We start from the raw sequence: 18,869 nt of genomic DNA on the forward strand, positions 1-18,869 counted from the left end.
CAAAGTTTATCTGACGTCCGCTTCGCCCGACTCGCCGGCGTCGCCCTCTTTCGGCTTACGCTTACGGTGCCGGATACCGGCCTCGTCGAGGATCTCGTCGATCGACGTCTTCAGGGCGTCGGCGAACATGCCCAACTCGACGACATCGAGGCGGCGCTCGCTGACCTCGTTGCGCGACACCCACTCCTGGCGCCGGCCCAGCCGCTTGGCGAGATCGCTCTGGGTGAGGCCGGCCCTGGTCCGCTTCGCGCGGAGCACAGCGGCGATCCGCTCGTACTCGGGGCGCCTGCGGTCCACCACGGGAGAAGCCGACCGCACCGGCTTTCGCTAGACCAACTTCGTCTAGTCGGTCAGTGTCTACGACCAGCACAACGGCTCGGCAGCGCGACTTCGGCGACCGGCGGAGCCAATGGGCAGCAGGGATCAGCGCCCGCGCACGCCGTCGGGGCGATCGAGCAGCGCCCCGGTCCGCTCGGCCAGCCGGCGCAGGGCGAGCGCCCGCCCCATGCCGTCGGTGCCGCCGCTGATCACGATGGTGCGCGAGTGGTCCACCGCGAGGTGTTCCCGACTGGGCCGTCCGGCACCGCGACGAGATCGCCGCCGCTCGGCTGCCTCGCGCGACATCGGCCCAGTCCTTCCCCGGGAACGCGAACGGCCGGTCAGGAGGAGCCTGACCGGCCGGGATGGGTGGTGGAGCCGCCTGTCGGAATCGAACCGACGACCTATTCATTACGAGTGAATCGCTCTACCGACTGAGCTAAGGCGGCGCGTGCCCGGCGAACCGGGCACGGTGCACGAGTATAGGGCGTCGACCGCCCCGGTACCCAATCGGGCTCAGAGCGCGTCAGTGGTGATGGGCGCGCCGAGGGCGGAGTCGGCCACGAGCTGGTCCCAGTCGAGGTTCCAGTCGGCCATGCCGGGGTCGCCGCGGTCGAGGAGGTCTTCCGGGCCGCGGGTGGAGTTGGCGACCGTGACGATGTCGCCGTACTGCGCGAGCTGGAAGAACGTGGCGCCGTTGGCCTGGCTGAGGTTGATGCAGCCGTGCGACACGTTGGCCGAGCCCTGCGACCCCTCGGACCACGACGCCGAGTGGACGAAGGTGCCACTCCAGGTGAGGCGGACGGAGTTGGGCACCTCGAGGTCGTAGAAGTTCGGGTCGCCCGGATCGCAGGTGATGTTCGCGTTGCACGACGTCATCTGCCGCGTCTCGAACTTCTCCAGCACGATGTACGTGCCGTTGCGGGTGGCGAACTCCGGCGCGCCGAGGCTGGTGTCCCAGGTGGCCACGGCGGCGCCGTCGACGCTGTAGGTGACGCTGTGGGTGGCGGCGTCGACGGCGGCGACCTGGGACTTGCCGACGGTGAAGTCAAGGTCGTAGGAGCGGCCACCCCAGAGGTCGTCGCCGGCCTGGACGCCGTTGAGGTCGAGGTCCAGCCGCACCTGGGTGCCCGACGGCCAGTACTCCTTGGGCCGGAAGTGCACCTCTTGCGAGCTCACCCAGTGCCATGACCCCTCGACCTGCGGGTTCGACGCGACATGCAGGGCCTGTTCGACGTTCTCGCGCTCGGTGACCTCCTGGTCGAACCGGACGGTGACGGGCGCGCCCACGCCGACGACGGTGCCGTCGGCGGGCTGCATGCTCAGCGTGAGCCGGCTGCCGTCGGGCACGGCGCCGACGGCGAAGGCGTCGGTGAGCGTGTGCTCCATGCCCAGGCGGTCGGACGCGACCACAGTGACGGCGTACGAGGCGCCGGGCTCGAGCGGCGCCGCGCTGGCCCAACTGCTGCCGTCGTCGCCGACCTGGCCGTCGACCGGGTCGCCGCCCTCGGGTGCGACCTCGACGGAGTCGATCTCGCCGTTGGGGACGGTGAGTTGCAGCGGCGCGCCGAACGCCACCTCGTCGGTGATGCCGTCGAGGCGCAACGGGAGCCGCTGGGCCTTGGGACCCTCCGCCTGAGCGGTGGGGCCGTCGGCGCCACCGGACCCGGAGTCGTCGGAGCCGCTGCACGCGGTCAGCAGCACCGCCGCGCTCAGGACGAGCGCGACCCGGTGGAGCGTCGGACGCAGGCGCATCGTCCCATTATCCGCACACCGAGGGTGTGTCTCCCAAGTCCATGGCCTACTGCGATTCACGAAGCGCAGCTGGCGCCCTCGTCCGGCACCGTCCCGGCCAGCAGGTATGTGTCGACGGCGGAGTCGATGCAGTCGCTGCCGGCGAGGTAGGCCGTGTGCACGGTGGAGTCGTAGGTGAGCAGCACGCCGGACGACAGCTGCCCGGCCAGCGCCTGTGCCCACTCGTACGGCGTGGCGGGGTCGCCGGTGGTGCCGACGACGAGGATCGGGTCGGCGCCCGGCGCGGTGACCGGCGGGTGCGGTGCCGGCTCGGACGTGGGCGAGGCGGTGGGGTCGCCGCCGGCCTCGCCCAGGCCGTCGGCGAGCGCGGTGCAGCCCAGCCCGCCCCAGGCCAGGAACGGGCCGAACACCTCGGACGCCGCGGTGAACTCGGCCAGCCCCGCCTTCGCCTCGTCGGCGGTGGCCGACTCGGGGTGATCCATGCAGTTCACCAGGCTGATGACCTCGTTGGCGTTGCCGTTGTACGTGCCGTCGCTGTTGCGTTCGAGGTAGAGGTCGGCGAACGTCATGAGCAGCGTGCCGTCGTCTTCGGTGAGTGCGAGGTCGAGCGCCTCGTTCAGCGGCTCGTAGCCCTCGTCGGCGGTGAGGTACAGCGGCAGGATGATCCCGTAGAACGCCAGCGACTCGGTCAGCGGGCGGTTGTCGTCGTCGGTGGCCAGCGGCTCCTGGTCGGCCTGCCGCAGCAGCCCCGCCAGCGTGGCGCGGGCCTCGTCCTCGGACGACCCGACCGCGCAGTTGTCCTGGGCGAAGCACCAGGTCAGGAAGGTCGACAGCGCCCGCTCGAAGCCGTGCGCCTGGCCGAGGCCGAGGGCGTCGCCGGTGAGCGTGGGGTCGATGGCGCCGTCGAGGACCAGCCGGCCGACGCGGTCGGGGAACTGGTCGGCGTAGAGCGCGCCGATGAACGTCCCGTACGACTTGCCCAGGTAGTTCAGCTTCTCGTCGCCGAGCGCCGCGCGCAGGACGTCGAGGTCGCGGGCGACGTCGGCGGTGCCGACGTGCGGGACCAGTTCGCCGGAGCGGGCCTGGCAGCCCTCGGCGAGGTCGCGGATGGACTCTTCCATGTCGGCGATCTCGGCGTCGTCGTCCGGGGTCGGGTCGGCGGCGAGGTAGTCGTCGAGCTCGGCGTCGTCGATGCAGTCGACCGGGCTGGAGCCGGCGACGCCGCGCGGGTCGAAGCCGACGATGTCGTAGCGCTCGCGCACCTGCTCGGTGACGACGGACCCGGCCAGCTGTGCGTACTCGACACCGGACGCGCCCGGCCCGCCCGGGTTGACCAGCAGCGAGCCGAGCCGGTCGTCGCTCGTCGCCGGCGCCCGCAGCAGCGCCAGCTCGATGGTGTCGCCGCCGGGGTCGGCGTAGTCGATCGGGACGGTCGCGGTGGAGCACTGGTGGCCCTCGCCGCAGTCGCGCCACTCCAGCTCCTGCGTGTAGAACGGCGCCAGCGCGGGGTCGACCCCCTCGGTCGCGTCGGCGGCCGGCGTCGACCGGTCCGGCACGTCCGCCGGCCGGCCGTCGCGCTCCGGTTCGGCGGAGCAGCCCGCAACGGCCACGACGGCGGCGAACGCCAGTGCGGCCAGGACACGCAGTGTCACAGGTTCTCTCCGTCGTCCTCGTACGCCTCGTCCTCGAGGTCGGGCGTGCGCCGGGCGCCCTGCGCGACCGCGCCCTCGTACGCCTGCCGCGACCCGCACACGCTGGCCTTCGGGCAGGCGACCCGCCGGCCGGTCTCGCGGTCGCGGACGTACACCGTCTCGGACGGCACGTTGTACGCGACGACAGTGCCCTCGACGCCGTCGTCGGTGGTGACGTCGCAGCCGACGGTCGGCACGCTGCGCTTGAAGTCCTGGTAGAGCGGGTGCTCGTACTTCAGGCAGCACATCAGCCGGCCGCACGCCCCGGAGATCTTCAACGGGTTCAGCGGGAGGTCCTGGTCCTTGGCCATGCGCACGCTGACCGGCTCGAAGTCGGTGAGGAACGTCGAGCAGCAGGTGTCGCGGCCGCACGGCCCGATGCCGCCCTGCACGCGGGCTTCGTCGCGGGCGCCGAGCTGACGCAGGTCGATGCGGGCCCGCAGGGTGCGGGCGAGGTCGCGCACCAGCTCGCGGAAGTCGACCCGGTGCGGCGCGCTGAAGTAGATGGTGACCAGCTGGTCGACGTCGGGCCGGGTGTCGACGTAGTCGACGCCGACGATCTTCATCGGCAGCTCGTGGTGCTTGATCAGCCGGCGTGCGGCCACCTTGACCTCGGCCCGGCGGCGGCGGTTGCGCTCTTCGCGCTGCAGGTGCGTCTCGGTGGCCGGGCCCTCGCACACGGGCAGGCCACCGATGTCCTCGCTGACCCATTGCGGCGCCCAGACGCATTCGGCGACCTCAGGCCCGTCGTCGGTGGGGACGAGGACCTTGTCGCCGACGCGCGGGGAGTGCTCACCCGGGTCGAGGTAGTAAAGCCTCCCGTACCGGGTGAAGGCCACTGCCATCACCATGCCCACGCGCCCACCCTACGGTGTCGCGGCGCCGGACACGGCATCGCCGGGTACCGGTCAGGTATCGCCGAGCCGGCGCAGCGCCTCGTCTCGCACACCGTCGACGGCGTGCGGCGCGGCCAGCGGCTCCAGGACGTCGCCGAGCGCCCGTGCGGCGGCGAGGACGGCGGCCGGTTCAGCGGCGGGCGGCAGCGTGGCGGCCAGCCCGGCCGGCTCGGGAAGATCGGCGTTCTGCACGCTCACCGCGCCGAACCCCGGGTAGTCGACGCCCAGCTCGGCGGCGTGCAGCTGCCACACGAACGTGCGCACCTCGTGCAGCGACTCGATGGCCCGCCAGACCCGGCCGCGGCCGGCGTGCTTGGCGACGTCGGCCAGCCCCCACCAGCCGAGGAACGCCCACTCGCGCCGCTGCTCGTCGCCGGCGTGCAGGGCGGACGGGGCGAACGGCGCGGCCAGCCGGCCGGACCGGTCGAACACCGCACGCGATCCCGGCGCCAGCCCGGGCCTGCTGTCGGCGACCATGACGACGAGGCTGAGCTGCCGGCCGTCGGCGTACTGGAGGACGAGGTGGTCGGCCGGCCTCTCCGCACCGCCGAGGTGCTGGATCAACTCGCCGGCGACGACGGCGTACCCGCGGGCGGCGGCCAGCGCGGCGTCGCGCCGGTCGTCATACGTGGCGCCGTCGAGCAGCACGCCGAGCCCGGCGTCGACGTCGGACATCGGGTCGCCCGCGCCGCGGCCGAGCGACCCGGCCAGCTCGACCCAGTCGCACCAGGCCGTGCGCCGCGCCCACGCCGTCAGCGCGTCGACGATCTCCCAAGGGCCGGCCGCGTCGGTCATCGGCGGTTCAGCCCTCGCGCAGGGTCAGCGCCATGGCCTCGAGCTGCAGCAGCGGCAGCGCGTTGGCCTGCAGCGCCTCGCGGGCGGCGACCACCGCCTCCATGCGGCGCAGCGTGGCCGCCGGGCCGCCGGACCGGGCCAGCCGGTCGATGGACGGGCGCATCTCCTCGTTGACCAGTTCGGTGCGCACGCCCAGTTGCAACATCATGACGTCGCGGTAGAGCGCGAGGACGTCGACCAGGGCGCGGTCGATGGAGTCGCGCTGGACCCTGGTGCGGCGCAGCTTCTGCTCGCGCTCGAGCTCCTTCACCGCGGCCTCGATGTTGCGTGGCTTGCGGCCGGTGGTGCCCGCGCCGAGCGCCTTGCGCAGCTCCTCGACCTCACGTTCGTCGAGGGCGTCGCAGTGCTTCTCGGCGTCGGCCTTCGCGGCCGCGACGAGGTTGGCGGCGGCGTCGAGGCACTGCCGGATGTCGGCGAGGTCGAACGGCAGCCGCAGCACCTCGGCGCGGCGGGCGCGGACGTCGGCGTCGGTGGCCAGCGCGCGGGCCCGGCCGACGTGGCCCTGCGAGGCGCGGGCGGCGAACTCGGCGACGTCCTGCTCGACGCCCGCGGTGGCGACGAGGTGCTCGGCGACGTCGGCGTACGGCGGGGTGCGCAGCAGCACGACCCGGCAGCGCGACCGGATGGTCGGCACGATGTCCTCGGCCGTCGGCGCGCACAGCATCCACACCGTGCGCTCGGGCGGCTCCTCGACCGACAGCAGCAGCGCGTCGGCGGCGTCCTCGCCGAGGCGGTCGGCGTCTTCGACGACGATGACCTGCCAGCGGCCGCGGGCCGGACGCAGCGCCGCGCGCGGCACGAGGTCGCGGACCTGGGCGATGCGGATGTTCAGGCCCTGGGTGACCAGCGACGCGACGTCGGGATGGGTGCCGGCGCGCACGTCGGCGCACTCGGAGCACTGGCCGCAGCCGCCGTTGGGGCACTGCAGCGCGGCGGCGAACGCCCGCGCGACGACCGAGCGGCCGGACCCGGGCGGGCCGGTGAACAGCCAGGCGTGCGTCATGGCGCCGCGCCGCCCGCCGTCGAGGTAGCCGGCGGCGTCGGCGACGGTGCGCTGCAGGGCGGGCACCACGGTCTGCCCGACGACGGCGTCCCACACGGTCATGCGCGCATCACCTTCTCGACCGCCACGGCGACGTCGGCGGCGATCTCTTCGGGCGGCCGGCCGGCGTCGACCACGACGTACCGGTGCGGCTCGGCGGCGGCCAGCTCGAGGAACGCCCGGCGGACCCGCTCGTGCACGTGATCGGGCTCGCGCTCGATGCGGTCGACGTAGCCCTGCCGGCGCACCCGCTCGGCCCGCGCGGCCTCGTCGAGGTCGAGCACGACGGTGAGGTCGGGCAGCAGGCCCTGGGTGGCGAACCGGGAGATGGCGGCGATCTGCTCGCGGCCCAGCCCGCGGCCCTCGCCCTGGTACGTGATGGAGGAGTCGACGTAGCGGTCGACCAGCACGACGGCGCCGCGCTCGAGCGCCGGCCGGACGACGTGCGCGACGTGGTCGGCGCGGTCGGCGGCGAACAGCAGCGCCTCGGCCCGTGGGTCGAGCTCGCCGCCGTCGAGCACGATGGCCCGCACCTGCGGCCCGATGCGGGAGTCGCCCGGCTCGCGGGTGACGACGACGTCGCGGCCCTGGGCGCGCAGGTGTGCGGCCAGCAGCGCCTGCTGGGTGGTCTTGCCGACGCCGTCGCCGCCCTCGAAGGCGACGAACAGCCCTCGCGGTCCGGTCACGCTGTCAGCGTAGTGAATGGCACCGACATCGTGCGTGCGCGGCCCAAGACTGGGGATGCCCCCACCACCGTCCCTGACCCGGACCCTGAGAGATCCCTGAGTTCGGCTCCCAACCGTTGCCCCAGCACCGGTAGGAACCCAGTGTGGAGTCCATGGACCTGCTGTCGTTCGTGGCCGTGCCCGCGCTCGCCTACCTCGTCATGGCGGCGCTCGTGGCCGTCGACGCGGTCGTGCCGGCCGTACCGGGCGAGGTCGCGGTCATCTCCGCCGGCGCGCTCGCCGCGGCCGGCCACCTGAACGTCGGCTGGGCCATCGCCGCGGCCACGCTCGGCGCGCTGACGGGCGACCTCGCGGTGCACGGCCTGAGCCGGCGCGCGCTGCCCGGCGCGCTGGAGCGGTTCCGGCTCGGCCGCCGGCTCAAGGCGAAGATCACCCAGGCGCACGAGCGCATGGGATCGACCAGCGCGGCGGCCATCATCGCGGCCCGGTTCATCCCGCTCGGCCGCACGACGATGTCGGCGGCCGCGGGCGTGGCCGGCATGGGACCGCGCCGGTTCGGCGTCATCGCGTTCGCCGCGGGGCTGCTGTGGTCCAGCTGGGCGGTCGGGCTCGGCTACGTCACCGGCTCGGTCACCGACGCGCCGCTGTGGCTGCAGGTGGCCATCGGGGCGGCGGTCGGCGTCCTGGTGGGCGTCTGGGCCGGCGCCGCGCACACCATCGTCCGCACCCGGCGCCGTATGAGCGAGCGAGCCCGCGTCGCCGCGGCCACCGACCACGAGGAGCCGTCGCCGTCACGGACCCCGGAGCTGGTGGCGTGAGCTCACTCGGCTGAGGGCCGCGGCAGGCGGTCGCGCATGGCGGCCGGCCGCTCGGCCTTCGGCGCCGCCGACCAGTCCTCCGGCGCGTCGACCCAGCCGGCGAAGAGCACCAGTCCGCTCTCGCGGTGCACGGCGAGGAAGCCGAACGGACGGTCGTAGCTGACGGCGAGCGCCTGGGCCCGGTGCACCGGCATCGACACCGCGCGCAGCCCGATGGCGGTGACGGCGGCCGCCTCGAAGCCGGTGGCGCTGAAGATCGCGACGGCGGCCTGGCGGGCTTGGTCGACGCGCAGCGGCACCGGCCCGATGGCCGGGAAGTGGTCGCGGTCGCCGGAGCTGACCGCCCGCAATCCGAACACGTCGGCCTGTTCGAGCAGGTCGTGCAGCGAGCGGACGGTGAACCGGGCGGTCTTGAGCACCAGGCCGGGACGCGACGCGGACACCGTCGACACCCCGGGCCAGCGCTCGACGTCGCCGGACTCCAGCAGCGCCGCGCCGTCCGTCACCGGGGCGTCGCCGGCCAGCAGCGCGACCGCGGCCGCGAGCACGTCACCGGAGGCCCGGCTGTCCTCACCGAGCACCAGGTGCACGTCGAGGCCGTTGTCGCCGGCCACCCGGGTGAGCGTCAGCGGGCCGGCCGCGGAGTCGGCGACGCGCACGTCGTCGGCGTCGGCTGTGGTGCGCTGGAGCCCGGCCAGCCGCCGGCCGGCCCACGCGCCGCCGGAGACCGTCCACGCCTCGTCGGAGAACTTCCGCTGCCAGGTGGTGCGCAGGGCGAGCGCCGTGGCGAGCGTCAGCATCAGTGCCGGCCCGGCCTCGACCGGGAACCGCTCGATCAGCCCGTGCGTGCGGTCGCGCGCCCACGCGTCGAGGACCGGCTGGTCGACGCCGGCCTCGCCGGTCAGCTCGCCGAACGTGCCCGACGGCAGGGTGTCGCGCCACTCCGGCCGGACCCGGGCCGCCTGCTGCGCCCACAGCCCGAGGGCGGCGTCGACGCCGTCGAGGTCGGCCAGCGCCTTCAGCACGTCGCGCGCGGCGTCCATGGACTCGTCGGCGGACAACCCGACGGCGGCGGACAGCTCGGCCCGCCCGGGTTCGTCGGCCGACGCCGCGAGGACGGCGAGCAGCGGCCACAGCCCGGCGCCGGACAGGACGCCGGAGCCCTGGGTGCGCCGCAGCCAGGCGGAGGTGAGCTGGTTGACCTCGGTGGCGTACAGGCTCATGGCACGAGCCTAGCCTCGCTTGGTGTCCGAAACTCCGACACTCGAACCCAGTTTGAAGCCGGTGGCGGCGTCCCGCCGGCCCGGTGCGCCACTGGGTGGGATCACTGTGCTTGCTGGGTGGCGTAGCTGTTGCCAGAGCAACAGTGATCCGCCCCACCCGGCGCAGCGATCTCACACAGTGGCGTTGGGGATCGCGTAACGGTTCGCCGTCGTGCGCGCATTGGCCGTTTTTGCGGTAGTGGGCCGTCCCGTGCACCGTTCGCCGTTCCCTGCCGGCGCACCGTTGGTCGTCCTCGACTCTCGGAGCCGTCTTCGATGCCGGGAGTCGTCTCGAGGCGCGGTTCGGACGGTTCTCACCATCGAAGACGGCTCCGGGCATCGAGGTGTGCCCAGACTGCCCCCGTCCCCCTGATAGCTGCCCGTTCTTAGACCGCGGGAACGCGGGTCAAGCGGACACCCAACGCGCGAAGCGCCCATCAGGGTCCGCTTGAGGCGCGGTCACGCGGCTGAGAGAATGGGCAGCAGGGGGACGGCCAACGCGGCAGACCCGGGCGCACGGTCGGCCACCCAGGCTGCGTAGCCACGATCAATCGGACTCACGAGGGCTCAGCCGGCCGCGTCCGGAACCTTCGTGAGGACGTCCAGCAGCACCGGAACCCGATGCTCGACGACGGTCGCGACCGCGGCGTCGAGCAGTTCCGGCAGCTCCGCGGCGGTCCGGCAGGGGCCGAACGCCGTCACCCCCATCGACCGCGCCAGGTCCGCGAAGTCGATGGCCGGCTCGTCGATGGCCGTGCCGACCCCGGCCTTGGACGGGTCGCGGTTTCGGTCGCGGGCGATCCGGTCCGCATGCATCACGGAGTTGTTGAACGCACGGTTGTTGTCCATGACGACCAGCATCGGGACCTGGTGGTGCGCGGCCGTCCACAGCGCGCCCGGCGTCATCATGAAGTCGCCGTCGGACTGGATGTCGACGACCAGCCGGCCGGTGTCGCGGTGGGCCAGGCCGGCGCCGATGGCGGCGCCGATGCCGTAGCCCAGCCCGGCGCCGCCGGAGCTGCCGAGGTAGGAGTCGACGGTGCGCAGGTCCCAGAGCCGGTGCAGGTAGCCGTAGGCGCTCCCGTTGGCGATGACGGGTTCGGTGCCGGCTGTGGCCCGCAGCAGCTCCCGGGCGAGCCACGCGGGGTGCACGGGGCCCGGGCCGTCCTGGGCAGCGGCGAAGGCGGCCCAGCGTTCCCGCGCTGCGCCGGTCAGCTCGGCCAGCCGCTTGCCGCGGTCCCGTGCCGCGGCCGCCAGCTCCGGTTCCCGCTCGGCGAGAGTCCGCACGGCGTCGCGCAGGGCCAGCGCCGTCGCCGACGACGACGCGGGCAGCGACAGCCGGCAGTGCTGCAGGCGTTGCAGGTCGGCCGCCCATGCCTTGGCGCCGAACTGCGCGGTGCCGACGAGCGCGATGGTGGCATCGGGACGCGGCCGGAACCCGTGCAGGGCGGCGAGGTCGCTCACCTCCAGGGCGACGACGACATCGGCCGCGGGCAGCTGCCCGGCCAGCCCGGTGGCGTTGAGGGGGTGCGCCGACGGGAAGCCGAGGGAGGGCCGGCCGTAGTCGCGCGACGGCTCCAGCACGGCCGCGCCGACCTGCTCGGCCACCTCGACCAGCGCGTCGAGCGCCGCCTGTGACCGGTCCACCGTCTCGACCGCGATCACCGGCGCCTCGGCCGCCAGCAGCCAGCGCGCCAGCTGCTCGACCGCGGCCGGGTCCGGCGCGACGGCGCCAGGCGCGGCGTAGTCGGCGACCGGCCGGTACGCGAACCCGTCCGGCAGCCGCTGTTCCTGCACGTCGGAGTCGAAGCAGACGTAGACCGGCCCGGGCGGCGACCCGGTGGCCAGCTGGTGCGCACGCACCAGCGACTCGGGCACCGCCTCGATCGAGGCCGGCTGGTCGTCCCAGCGGGTGTAGTCGCGGACCTGGGTGGCCTGGACGTTCGCGGTGTGGATCCAGTCGATCCACGGCCGCCGCCGGGCGGCGTCGACCGGTCCGGTGCCGCCGAGCACGAGGACGGGCGCGCGGTCGCACCACGCGTTGTAGATCGCCATGGTCGCGTGCTGCAGGCCGACGACGTCGTGGACGGCGGCGGCCATCGGCCGGCCGGCCGCCTTCGCGTAGCCGTGCGCGATGGCGACCGAGATCTCCTCGTGCGTGCATTCGATGATCTCCGGGACACCGGCCCGGTAGTTGACCAGCGAATCGTGGATGCCGCGGAACGTCGCGCCCGGGTTGCAGGCCACGAACTCGATGCCCAACTCGTCGAGCAGGTCGACGATGACGTCCGAGCCGTACTCCGGCCGAGACTGCATGATCCCTCCCGGACCGATCAGCGAAGGACGAGGTTGTAGGTCTTGACCTGGGTGTAGCCGAGCAGTTCCTCCATCGACTCCTCGCGCCCGACGCCTGACTCCTTGACCCCGCCGAACGGCATGCCGATGAAGTGGGTGGCGGTGTCGTTGACCCACACGTAGCCGGCCCGCATCGCGCGGGCCACCCGGTGGGCGCGGTCGAAGTCGCGCGTGTAGACGCTGGCGGTCAGGCCGAAGTCGACGCCGTTGGCGACGTCGATCGCCTCCTGCTCGGTGCGGAACGTCAGGACGGAGATCACCGGGCCGAACACCTCGGTCTGGGCCACCCGCATGCCCGGCTCGACGCCGTCGAGCAGCGTTGCCGGGTAGTAGTGGCCGCCGCCGGCCTGGGCGTCACCGCCGCACACCAGCCGGGCGCCCTCGTCGAGCGCCGTCCGCACGTGCCCGGCGACGCGGTCGCGGTGGGCGGCCGAGATGAGCGGGCCCATCGTGACGCCGTCGTCGAAGGGCGCGCCGACGACGACCTTCTCCAGCCGCTGCCGTAGCCGGTCGACGAGGTCCGCGGCGAGATCGGCGTGCACCAGGATGCGTGACGTCGAACCGCAGGACTGGCCCGCGAAGGCGAAGTTCATGCCCTTGACGGCGCCCTCGACGACGGCGTCGAGGTCGGCGTCGGGGAAGACGACGAGGGCGTTCTTGCCGCCGAGCTCCAGCGAGACGTCCTTGACGCCCGATTCGGCCGCGGCGCGCTGGATCGCCCGGCCGGTCTGCGGGCTCCCGGTGAAGGCGATGCGCCGCACGGCGGGATGGCGCACCAGCGCGTCGCCGGCCTCGACGCCGCTGCCGGTGACGACGGAGAACACGCCGGCGGGGACGTGCTCGGCCCACAGCTCGCCCAGCCGCAGCGCGGACAGCGGGGTCAGGTCGGACGGCTTGAGCACGACGGTGTTGCCGGCCACCAGCGGCGCGGCGATCTTGGAGGCGCCGAACATGCCGGGGTGGTTGTAGGCGATGATCCGCGCGACCACGCCGAACGGCACCCGCTCGGTGAAGTGGACGTTGCCAGGGGTGGACGGGATCGTCTCGCCGCGCAGCTGCAGCGCCCAGTCGGCGAACATGCGCATGCGGTCACCGGCGGTGCCGATGTCCTTGCGCATCATCCACAGCGGGAACCCGCCGTCGAGGGAGTCGAGCCGGGCGATCTCCTCGACATGGTCGTCGAGGACGTCGGCCAGCCGCCGGACGACGGCGGCCCGCTCGCGCACGTCGGTGCCGGCCCAGCCGGCCGCGGCGTCGTCGGCGGCCTGGACCGCGGCCGCGACGTCGGCCGAACCGGCGTCGGGAACCCGGGCCAGCGGCCCGCCCGTGGCGGGGTTCTCCACGTCGTATCGCGCGTCGCCGGCGGCCGACGTCAGCCGGCCGGCGCTCAACAGCCGCCAGTCGTGCGCGGCGGGGTCGTCGAGGACCTGTCCGTCTGCCTGGCTCACTCGCAAGCCTCCCTGATCGCTCGAATTAGATTCAAGATACAGTGTCTACTTGACGTGCGGAAGGGCCATCACACCAGCAGCAGTCCGGCCACACCACCCGCGATGAGGACGGCGCCGACGGCCGTGCGCGGCCGGACCCGCTCCCGGTTGGCGAACAGCAGCACGCTGACCGGGATCACCACCATCGGCGTGGCGGCGGAGATCGCGACCGCCACGGACACCGGGAGGTACGCCGTCGACGCGATCACCGACGCCTGACCGCCGATGGTGAGCGCACCGCTGAGCAGCCAGAGCGCCAGGCCGCGGCGCGGCCGCCGCGGCCCGGCCACGGACGACCAGGCCGGGCGATGCAGCAGGGCATAGACCACGGTCGCGGCGACGGCACCGGCCAGGGCACCGAGCAACGGCTCGGACCAGCGGTCCAGCGCGTCCCCGCGGATGATGTTCCCCACCGCGTACGCCGCCGCCGAGAACAGCCCCACGCCGATCTCGCGCCACGGCACCGCACCGCCGGCCAGCCGGCCGCTGGCGAGATACAGGCCGAGCATGACGCCGGCCATGCAGGCCAGCTCGACCGGCCCGAGCCGCTCGCCGAGCAGCAGCCAGCCGAGCACCAGCGCGAACGCCGGGCTGCTGTTCTGGATGGTGCTGGCCCGGGACGGCCCGATCGTCTCGACGGTGCGGAAGTACCCGCGGCGGCCGAGGTAGCCGGCGAAGACACCGGCGACGGCGAACATCCCCAGCGCGAACGGGTCGATGCGCAGCGGTTCGGAGCGCACCGCCAGCTGCCCGGCCACCAGCACCGCACCGACCACGACGTTCGCCACCAGCGCCACGAGGAAGCCGACCCGCTGGCCCAGGTGCGCGGCGGCGGCCCGCACGACGAAGGCGTTGGCGGCGAACAGCAGCAGCGCCAGCACCGCGAGCAGGTCACCCATGTGATGGCCGCAACGACGTCTCCAGCCGGGACACCGGCACGAGGGCGAACGCCAGCGCGGCGCCCACGGCCGCCATCACGAGGAACACCGACGGCAGCGGCAGCAGCACCGCGAGCGCACCGCAGGCGACCGGCGCCGCGAGCTTGCCGAGGTTGCGCACCGCACCGGTCAGCGACACGAACGCCGCCCGGGCTCCCGGCGGCGCCGCCTCGGTGACCAGCACGTTCTGCGCGACGGCGTAGCAACCGTCGACGGCGCCGAAGGCCAGCAGGCTCCCCACCACAGCGGCCGGCTGGACCGACAGCCCGAGCACCACGAAGGCCACGACGGTGACCACGACCGACACCGTCACGATGGTCGTCGCCCGGAACCGGCGCAGCAGCCGGCCCGACGCCGCCGCGGTCACCGCGCCGAGCACGCTCGCGGCGCCGAGCACGATGCCGGTGGCGGCCACCGACAGCCCGGCCTCCCGGACCGCGAGCAGCGGGAAGTACGTCAGCAGGGCGAACTTGAAGAAGAACCGGAGGAACGCCAGCACCTGCAGGCCGATGATGCCGCCGTCACGGAGACTGTGCCCGACCTGGCGCAGGGTCGACGGCGGGCGGGCGGCCCGCTCCCCCGCGGCGGACCGGCCCGCGGCGGACCGGCCCGGGGCGGACGGCGACGGGGCCGGCAAGGCGAACCAGCCCCACACCGCCACCGGCACCGCCAGGACCGACAGACCGAACGGCGCGTACCAGGCCACCGCCACGAGCAGTCCGGCCACGACCGGCAGCAGCGCCTCGCCGGCCGTCATGGCCACGATCCGCCGGCCCTGCGCGGCGGCCTGCGCCGGGCCGGTGAGCACGTCGCCGATGAGGGTGATCGTCAGCGCGAGGATCGCGCCGAACGCCGCTCCCTGCACCGCCCGCGCCACCAGGATCGGGACGAACGACGGCGCCAGCAGCGGCGCCAGGCCGGCCGCGGCGAAGAGTGCCAGCGAGAGACAGAGCACCGCCCGCCGCCCGTACCGCTCGGCCAGCAGGCCGGCCGGAACACCGAGGACGACACCCGGCAGCAGGTAGGCGGTGGTGAACAGCGCCACCTCGGCGTCGTCGAGCGACAGCGCCTCCTGCATCGCCGGCAGCATCGGCGCCAGCCCCTGGACGCCGGTGGTGGCGACCGCGGCGGCTACGCACGCGACCGCCACCACCGGCCGGGGCCGGCTCGGCCCCGGCTGGGTCAGGACTGCTCCTCGACCAACTCGAGGGCACGCTCGAGGATGTCGACCGCGACGACGTCCTCGTACGCCGGCACCTCCTCCAGCAGGCCGGACTTCACGCCCACCTCGGCCATGAACGTGATGCTCTCCTCGCTGAGCCCCCCGTCCTCGCCGGGCCAGAACCCGTAGTCCACGGCGCTGGTGTGCAGTGCGCGCAGCGTCTCGTCGTCGGGCATCTCCTCCACGTCGGCGAACTCCTCGACGGCGCCGACGAACGCGTCGTAGTCGGCGGACAGCTCCCGCATGCCCATCAGGACCGCCGCGCAGTAGTTGGCGGCCAGCTCGGCGTTCTCCTCCAGCCACGCCGCCGGCGCCGCGTGTCCCTCCTTGACGAAGTCCGGCACCTCCTCGAACAGGCTGGCGATGATCACCGGGTCGGTGGCCTGCTCGGCCGCCTCGTAGTACTGGTAGTCGTGGATCACCGTCGCGTCGACGTCGCCGGAGGCGAACGCGGTGGTGCGCAGGCCCGACGACTCCAGGATCTGGATGCCGGGGATGTCGGCGGCGGTCTGGTCCTGGCCGAGCGCCTGCAGCATGGCGTTGAGGATGACGTCGCCGGCGCCGCCGGGGCTGTCCAGCGCGACCCGGGTGTTCGGGTCGAACAGGTCCTCCACCGAGTCGATGCCGTTCGCACCGGCGATGACGAAGTCGTCCTGCGCGATGTACGGGCAGAACAGCTTGAAGTCCTGGCCCTGCTCGTTGAGCAGCAGGTTGGACACCAGGGAGCCGGCCACGACGTCAGCGCGGCCGGACAGCACGGTCTGTGTCGCCACCGCATGGGAGTCGAACGTCGTGAAGTCGTCGATGGTCATGTCCAGGCCGAAGTTCTCGCCATAGGTGATGACGCCGAACTTGGCCGGGACGAAACCGGGCTGGGTCGGCGACGTGTTGGCCACCCTGATGCTGGTGGCACCGTCCCCGCCGCTGGTGGACGCATCGTCGTCGCCGCCGCCGCACGCGGCGGCGACAAGCACCAACGCGACGGCTGGGACGGCGGCTCGGAACGCTGTCTGACGTGCCATGAGAACCTCCGGATGAACAGACCGGCACCAGGGCCGGGACGTCGGAGAACCGCGAGATCGTGACAACGCGACGTAGGGTCACGCGGTCCGGTAGGCCAGGCTCCTGCGCTCCACCAAGGACGCGAGTCGCATGAGCACCAGGCCGAGCAGCATCGTCAGGACGATGCCGGCGAGGAGCGTCGGGATGTCGAACGTGGACTGGGCACCGAGCAGGACGCGGCCCAGGTTCGCCGCGGACAGGAGCAGTTCGGCGGTGACGGCGCCGCGGATCGCGCGGCCGACACCGATCTTGAGGCCGAGGAAGATGTACGGCCTGGCCGCCGGCAGCACGACCTTGCGGTAGAGGTCGAACTTGGAGGCGTTGAACGACTTGCCGACGTCGATCAGCGCCGGCGGCACCTCCTTGATCCCGGTCGAGGTGTTGACCAGGATCTCGAAGACGCACCACAGCACCACGAGGATGATCCGGCCGCGCAACTCCAGGCCGGTGTAGATGCCGAGGATCGGGATGAGCAGGGACACCGGCGTCGCGTAGCCGGCGTGCACCAGCGGCTCGATCGTGTTCTGGGCGTAGCGGGACACGCCGATCCACAGGCCCACGCCGACGCCGATCACGGCCGCGATGACGTAGCCGACCACCATTGTCAGCATCGTCCCGGCGAGGGCGCGGCCGAAGTCGCCGCTGGCGAAGCCGTCCCACATGGCGGTGGCGACCTCGGAGACCGGTGCGATGGTGAAGGATTCGGGCTTGCGGCCGTACCACTCCCAGGCGGCGAGCAGCGCGATCACCGAGGTGATCCGCAGCGTCCACATCAGCATCGGCCCGGTCGGGTCGAAGGTGGCCGCCGCCGGTTTCGTCGTCGACGCCATCAGTTCGCCCCCTTGACGCTGGCCGCCACGTCGCCGGACCACGGAGTGAACCGTCGCTGCGCGAGCATGAGCGATTGAGTGAGTGCGGTGCCGACCAGGACGATCACCGCGGCCAGGGCGAAGAACTCGCCGAGGTTGCGGTCGAGGCCGAGCGTGGTGAGCTTCCGGCCGGTGCCGATGGTCACCCAGAGCTCGGCGATGATCATGCCCTGGACGGCCTGGCCGAGGCCGAGTCGCAAGCCGGCGATGATGAACGGCAACGTCCCCGGCAGCGTGATCGAGAGGAACCGTTTGACCGGGCCGATGTTGAACGACCGCGCCATCTCCAGCACGGCCGGGTCGATGGACCGGACGCCGTTCGCGGGGTTGATGGTGACGTAGAAGATCGCGAACAGCGCGACCACGGCGACCCGGAACTCGAAGCCGGTGCCGAACACCAAGATGATGAACGGCAGCATCGCCGCCAGCGACGTCACGAACAGGGCGTTGACGTACGGCCCGAGCAGGAACTCGACCGGGCGGAACGTCCCCATCAGCAGGCCGACGGGCACCCCGATGAGCACGGCGATGCCGAAGCCGACCAGCATCTGGGTGAAGCTCTCGGCGACGAGGCTGAGCGAGCCGTCACCGACGATCGTCCGGAAGCCGTCCGCGACGTCGCTGAGGCTGGGAAAGAAGAACGGCCCGACCTGCCGCGCGAACACCTCCCACACCACGAGCAGCAGGCCCCAGGTGACGGTCCGCTGGAACCACACCCGCTGGTGCAGCGGCAGGCGGTCGCGGGCGGCCGGCGCGACGGGAGCGGGCGGAGCGACGGGCTCGGCGACCTGCGCCGCCGGCTCAGGCCGCACGGCCGGCCGTCCCCGACTTGAGGGCGTCCCAGAGCTGGAACTTCATCTTCGCGAACTCCGGGTCGCTGCGCAGGTCGTCGCGGCGCGGCCGTGCGAACGGCACGTCGACGATCTGGGCCACCCGGCCGGGCCGGTTGCTCATCACGATGATGCGGTCGGCGAGGAACAGCGCCTCCTCGATGTCGTGCGTGATGAGCAGCGCGGTGCTGCGGCGCACGCCCCAGATCCGCTCCAGCTCGCCCTGCATGACGAGCTTGGTCTGCGCGTCCAGGGCGCCGAACGGCTCGTCCAGCAGCAGCATCTCGGGCTCGACGGCGAACGCGCGGGCCAGGCCGACGCGCTGCTGCATGCCGCCGGAGAGCTGGGCCGGGTAGTGGTCCTCGAAGCCGGACAGCCCGACCATGTCGATGTAGGTGGCGGCACGCTCGCGTCGCTCCCGCTGGCCGACGCCCAGACACTCCAGCCCGAACTCGACGTTCTTCCGGACCGTCCGCCAGGGCAGCAGGTGCGCGTGCTGGAAGACGACGCCGCGGTCGGGCCCGGGGCCGGTGATCGGGCGGCCCTTCAGCAGGATCTGGCCCGACGACGGCGCGGTCAGGCCGTCGATCATGCGCAGCAGGGTGGACTTGCCGCACCCGCTGGCTCCGATGATGACGCAGAACTCGCCTTCGTCGATGGACAGGCTGACGTCCGCAAGGGCGTGTGTCTCCTGCACGACACGGCCGCGCTTGGTCGTGAAGGTCTTGGACACGTTCTCGATGGTGAGGACGCTCATCAGATCCGTCCGTTCATGATGGGACA

18 protein-coding genes and 1 tRNA gene are annotated in these 18,869 nt (G+C 72.9%); 1 reads left to right on the plus strand and 18 read right to left on the minus strand.

Annotated features, from left to right (window positions below; genetic code table 11):
- Positions 1–6: 6 nt before the first annotated feature.
- The 9 genes from ACW62_RS22765 to tmk form a co-directional block, all read right to left on the minus strand.
- Complete coding sequence (locus tag ACW62_RS22765; RefSeq protein WP_053206404.1) at positions 7–300, minus strand: helix-turn-helix domain-containing protein; 294 nt, start codon at positions 298–300, stop codon at positions 7–9.
- Positions 301–423: 123 nt separating this feature from the next.
- A complete protein-coding gene (locus ACW62_RS34285; RefSeq protein WP_157574922.1) occupies positions 424–624 on the minus strand; it encodes a hypothetical protein in 201 nt (66 codons plus the stop codon).
- 67 nt (positions 625–691) lie between these two features.
- Positions 692–767: transfer RNA gene (locus ACW62_RS22770), tRNA-Thr, on the minus strand.
- Between the two features lie 67 nt (positions 768–834).
- Positions 835–2,073 carry a L,D-transpeptidase gene (locus ACW62_RS22775; RefSeq protein WP_053206405.1) on the minus strand — a complete coding sequence of 413 codons (1,239 nt, stop codon included), beginning with the start codon at positions 2,071–2,073 and terminating at the stop codon, positions 835–837.
- A 56-nt stretch (positions 2,074–2,129) separates the two neighbouring features.
- Positions 2,130–3,725, minus strand: a complete 1,596-nt coding sequence (locus ACW62_RS22780) for an alpha/beta hydrolase (RefSeq protein ID WP_053206406.1) — start codon at positions 3,723–3,725, stop codon at positions 2,130–2,132.
- The gene (locus ACW62_RS35360) at positions 3,722–4,615 is read right to left on the minus strand and encodes a PSP1 domain-containing protein (RefSeq protein WP_205629539.1); all 894 of its coding nucleotides are present in this window, start codon (positions 4,613–4,615) and stop codon (positions 3,722–3,724) included. The genes ACW62_RS22780 and ACW62_RS35360 overlap by 4 nt, the downstream gene beginning before the upstream one ends.
- A 57-nt stretch (positions 4,616–4,672) precedes the next feature.
- Complete coding sequence (locus tag ACW62_RS22790) at positions 4,673–5,455, minus strand: hypothetical protein (RefSeq protein ID WP_053206407.1); 783 nt, start codon at positions 5,453–5,455, stop codon at positions 4,673–4,675.
- A gap of 7 nt (positions 5,456–5,462) precedes the next feature.
- Entirely contained in the window at positions 5,463–6,620 is a 1,158-nt protein-coding gene (locus ACW62_RS22795) for a DNA polymerase III subunit delta' (protein ID WP_053206408.1), read from the minus strand.
- Positions 6,617–7,243, minus strand: coding sequence for a dTMP kinase (gene tmk, locus ACW62_RS22800; RefSeq protein WP_053206409.1), 627 nt, complete (start codon positions 7,241–7,243; stop codon positions 6,617–6,619). The genes ACW62_RS22795 and tmk overlap by 4 nt, the downstream gene beginning before the upstream one ends.
- Before the next feature lie 152 nt (positions 7,244–7,395).
- Between tmk and ACW62_RS22805 the strand changes: the two genes are divergently transcribed.
- Positions 7,396–8,061, plus strand: coding sequence for a DedA family protein (locus ACW62_RS22805; RefSeq protein WP_053206410.1), 666 nt, complete (start codon positions 7,396–7,398; stop codon positions 8,059–8,061).
- 2 nt (positions 8,062–8,063) lie between these two features.
- On the opposite strand, the gene ACW62_RS22810 is transcribed toward ACW62_RS22805, so the two are convergent.
- The 9 genes from ACW62_RS22810 to ACW62_RS22850 all read right to left on the minus strand — a co-directional run bounded on the left by ACW62_RS22810 (position 8,064) and on the right by ACW62_RS22850 (position 18,843).
- Positions 8,064–9,284: a serpin family protein gene (locus tag ACW62_RS22810; RefSeq protein WP_083460058.1), complete on the minus strand. Its 1,221-nt coding sequence runs from the start codon at positions 9,282–9,284 to the stop codon at positions 8,064–8,066.
- A gap of 606 nt (positions 9,285–9,890) precedes the next feature.
- Complete coding sequence (locus ACW62_RS22815; RefSeq protein ID WP_053206411.1) at positions 9,891–11,639, minus strand: thiamine pyrophosphate-binding protein; 1,749 nt, start codon at positions 11,637–11,639, stop codon at positions 9,891–9,893.
- A 17-nt stretch (positions 11,640–11,656) separates the two neighbouring features.
- Positions 11,657–13,126 carry an aldehyde dehydrogenase family protein gene (locus ACW62_RS22820; protein ID WP_240477394.1) on the minus strand — a complete coding sequence of 490 codons (1,470 nt, stop codon included), beginning with the start codon at positions 13,124–13,126 and terminating at the stop codon, positions 11,657–11,659.
- Positions 13,127–13,194: 68 nt separating this feature from the next.
- Positions 13,195–14,064, minus strand: a complete 870-nt coding sequence (locus ACW62_RS22825; RefSeq protein WP_053206412.1) for a DMT family transporter — start codon at positions 14,062–14,064, stop codon at positions 13,195–13,197.
- Complete coding sequence (locus tag ACW62_RS22830; protein WP_053206413.1) at positions 14,057–15,256, minus strand: MFS transporter; 1,200 nt, start codon at positions 15,254–15,256, stop codon at positions 14,057–14,059. Before ACW62_RS22830 ends, ACW62_RS22825 begins: the two co-directional genes overlap by 8 nt.
- Before the next feature lie 29 nt (positions 15,257–15,285).
- Positions 15,286–16,347: an ABC transporter substrate-binding protein gene (locus tag ACW62_RS22835; RefSeq protein WP_083460060.1), complete on the minus strand. Its 1,062-nt coding sequence runs from the start codon at positions 16,345–16,347 to the stop codon at positions 15,286–15,288.
- Between the two features lie 78 nt (positions 16,348–16,425).
- Positions 16,426–17,217, minus strand: coding sequence for an ABC transporter permease (locus tag ACW62_RS22840; protein WP_053206415.1), 792 nt, complete (start codon positions 17,215–17,217; stop codon positions 16,426–16,428).
- Complete coding sequence (locus tag ACW62_RS22845; RefSeq protein ID WP_053206416.1) at positions 17,217–18,068, minus strand: ABC transporter permease; 852 nt, start codon at positions 18,066–18,068, stop codon at positions 17,217–17,219. Before ACW62_RS22845 ends, ACW62_RS22840 begins: the two co-directional genes overlap by 1 nt.
- The gene (locus tag ACW62_RS22850; protein WP_053206417.1) at positions 18,058–18,843 is read right to left on the minus strand and encodes an ABC transporter ATP-binding protein; all 786 of its coding nucleotides are present in this window, start codon (positions 18,841–18,843) and stop codon (positions 18,058–18,060) included. The genes ACW62_RS22845 and ACW62_RS22850 overlap by 11 nt, the downstream gene beginning before the upstream one ends.
- Between the last annotated feature and the right edge of the window lie 26 nt (positions 18,844–18,869).

Source organism: Jiangella muralis (assembly GCF_001270745.1).
GTDB lineage: Bacteria > Actinomycetota > Actinomycetes > Jiangellales > Jiangellaceae > Jiangella > Jiangella muralis.

What these genes read in the sequence shown, in the direction of transcription:
- ACW62_RS22795 (WP_053206408.1), bottom strand. Translation starts at nt 6,620, where the DNA reads ATGACCGTGTGGGACGCCGTCGTCGGGCAGACCGTGGTGCCCGCCCTG.
- ACW62_RS22805 (WP_053206410.1), top strand. Translation starts at nt 7,396, where the DNA reads ATGGACCTGCTGTCGTTCGTGGCCGTGCCCGCGCTCGCCTACCTCGTC.
- ACW62_RS22835 (WP_083460060.1), bottom strand. Translation starts at nt 16,347, where the DNA reads ATGGCACGTCAGACAGCGTTCCGAGCCGCCGTCCCAGCCGTCGCGTTG.
- ACW62_RS22790 (WP_053206407.1), bottom strand. Translation starts at nt 5,455, where the DNA reads ATGACCGACGCGGCCGGCCCTTGGGAGATCGTCGACGCGCTGACGGCG.
- ACW62_RS22850 (WP_053206417.1), bottom strand. Translation starts at nt 18,843, where the DNA reads ATGAGCGTCCTCACCATCGAGAACGTGTCCAAGACCTTCACGACCAAG.
- ACW62_RS22815 (WP_053206411.1), bottom strand. Translation starts at nt 11,639, where the DNA reads ATGCAGTCTCGGCCGGAGTACGGCTCGGACGTCATCGTCGACCTGCTC.
- ACW62_RS22825 (WP_053206412.1), bottom strand. Translation starts at nt 14,064, where the DNA reads ATGGGTGACCTGCTCGCGGTGCTGGCGCTGCTGCTGTTCGCCGCCAAC.
- ACW62_RS35360 (WP_205629539.1), bottom strand. Translation starts at nt 4,615, where the DNA reads ATGGTGATGGCAGTGGCCTTCACCCGGTACGGGAGGCTTTACTACCTC.
- ACW62_RS22775 (WP_053206405.1), bottom strand. Translation starts at nt 2,073, where the DNA reads ATGCGCCTGCGTCCGACGCTCCACCGGGTCGCGCTCGTCCTGAGCGCG.
- ACW62_RS22840 (WP_053206415.1), bottom strand. Translation starts at nt 17,217, where the DNA reads ATGGCGTCGACGACGAAACCGGCGGCGGCCACCTTCGACCCGACCGGG.
- ACW62_RS34285 (WP_157574922.1), bottom strand. Translation starts at nt 624, where the DNA reads ATGTCGCGCGAGGCAGCCGAGCGGCGGCGATCTCGTCGCGGTGCCGGA.
- ACW62_RS22810 (WP_083460058.1), bottom strand. Translation starts at nt 9,284, where the DNA reads ATGAGCCTGTACGCCACCGAGGTCAACCAGCTCACCTCCGCCTGGCTG.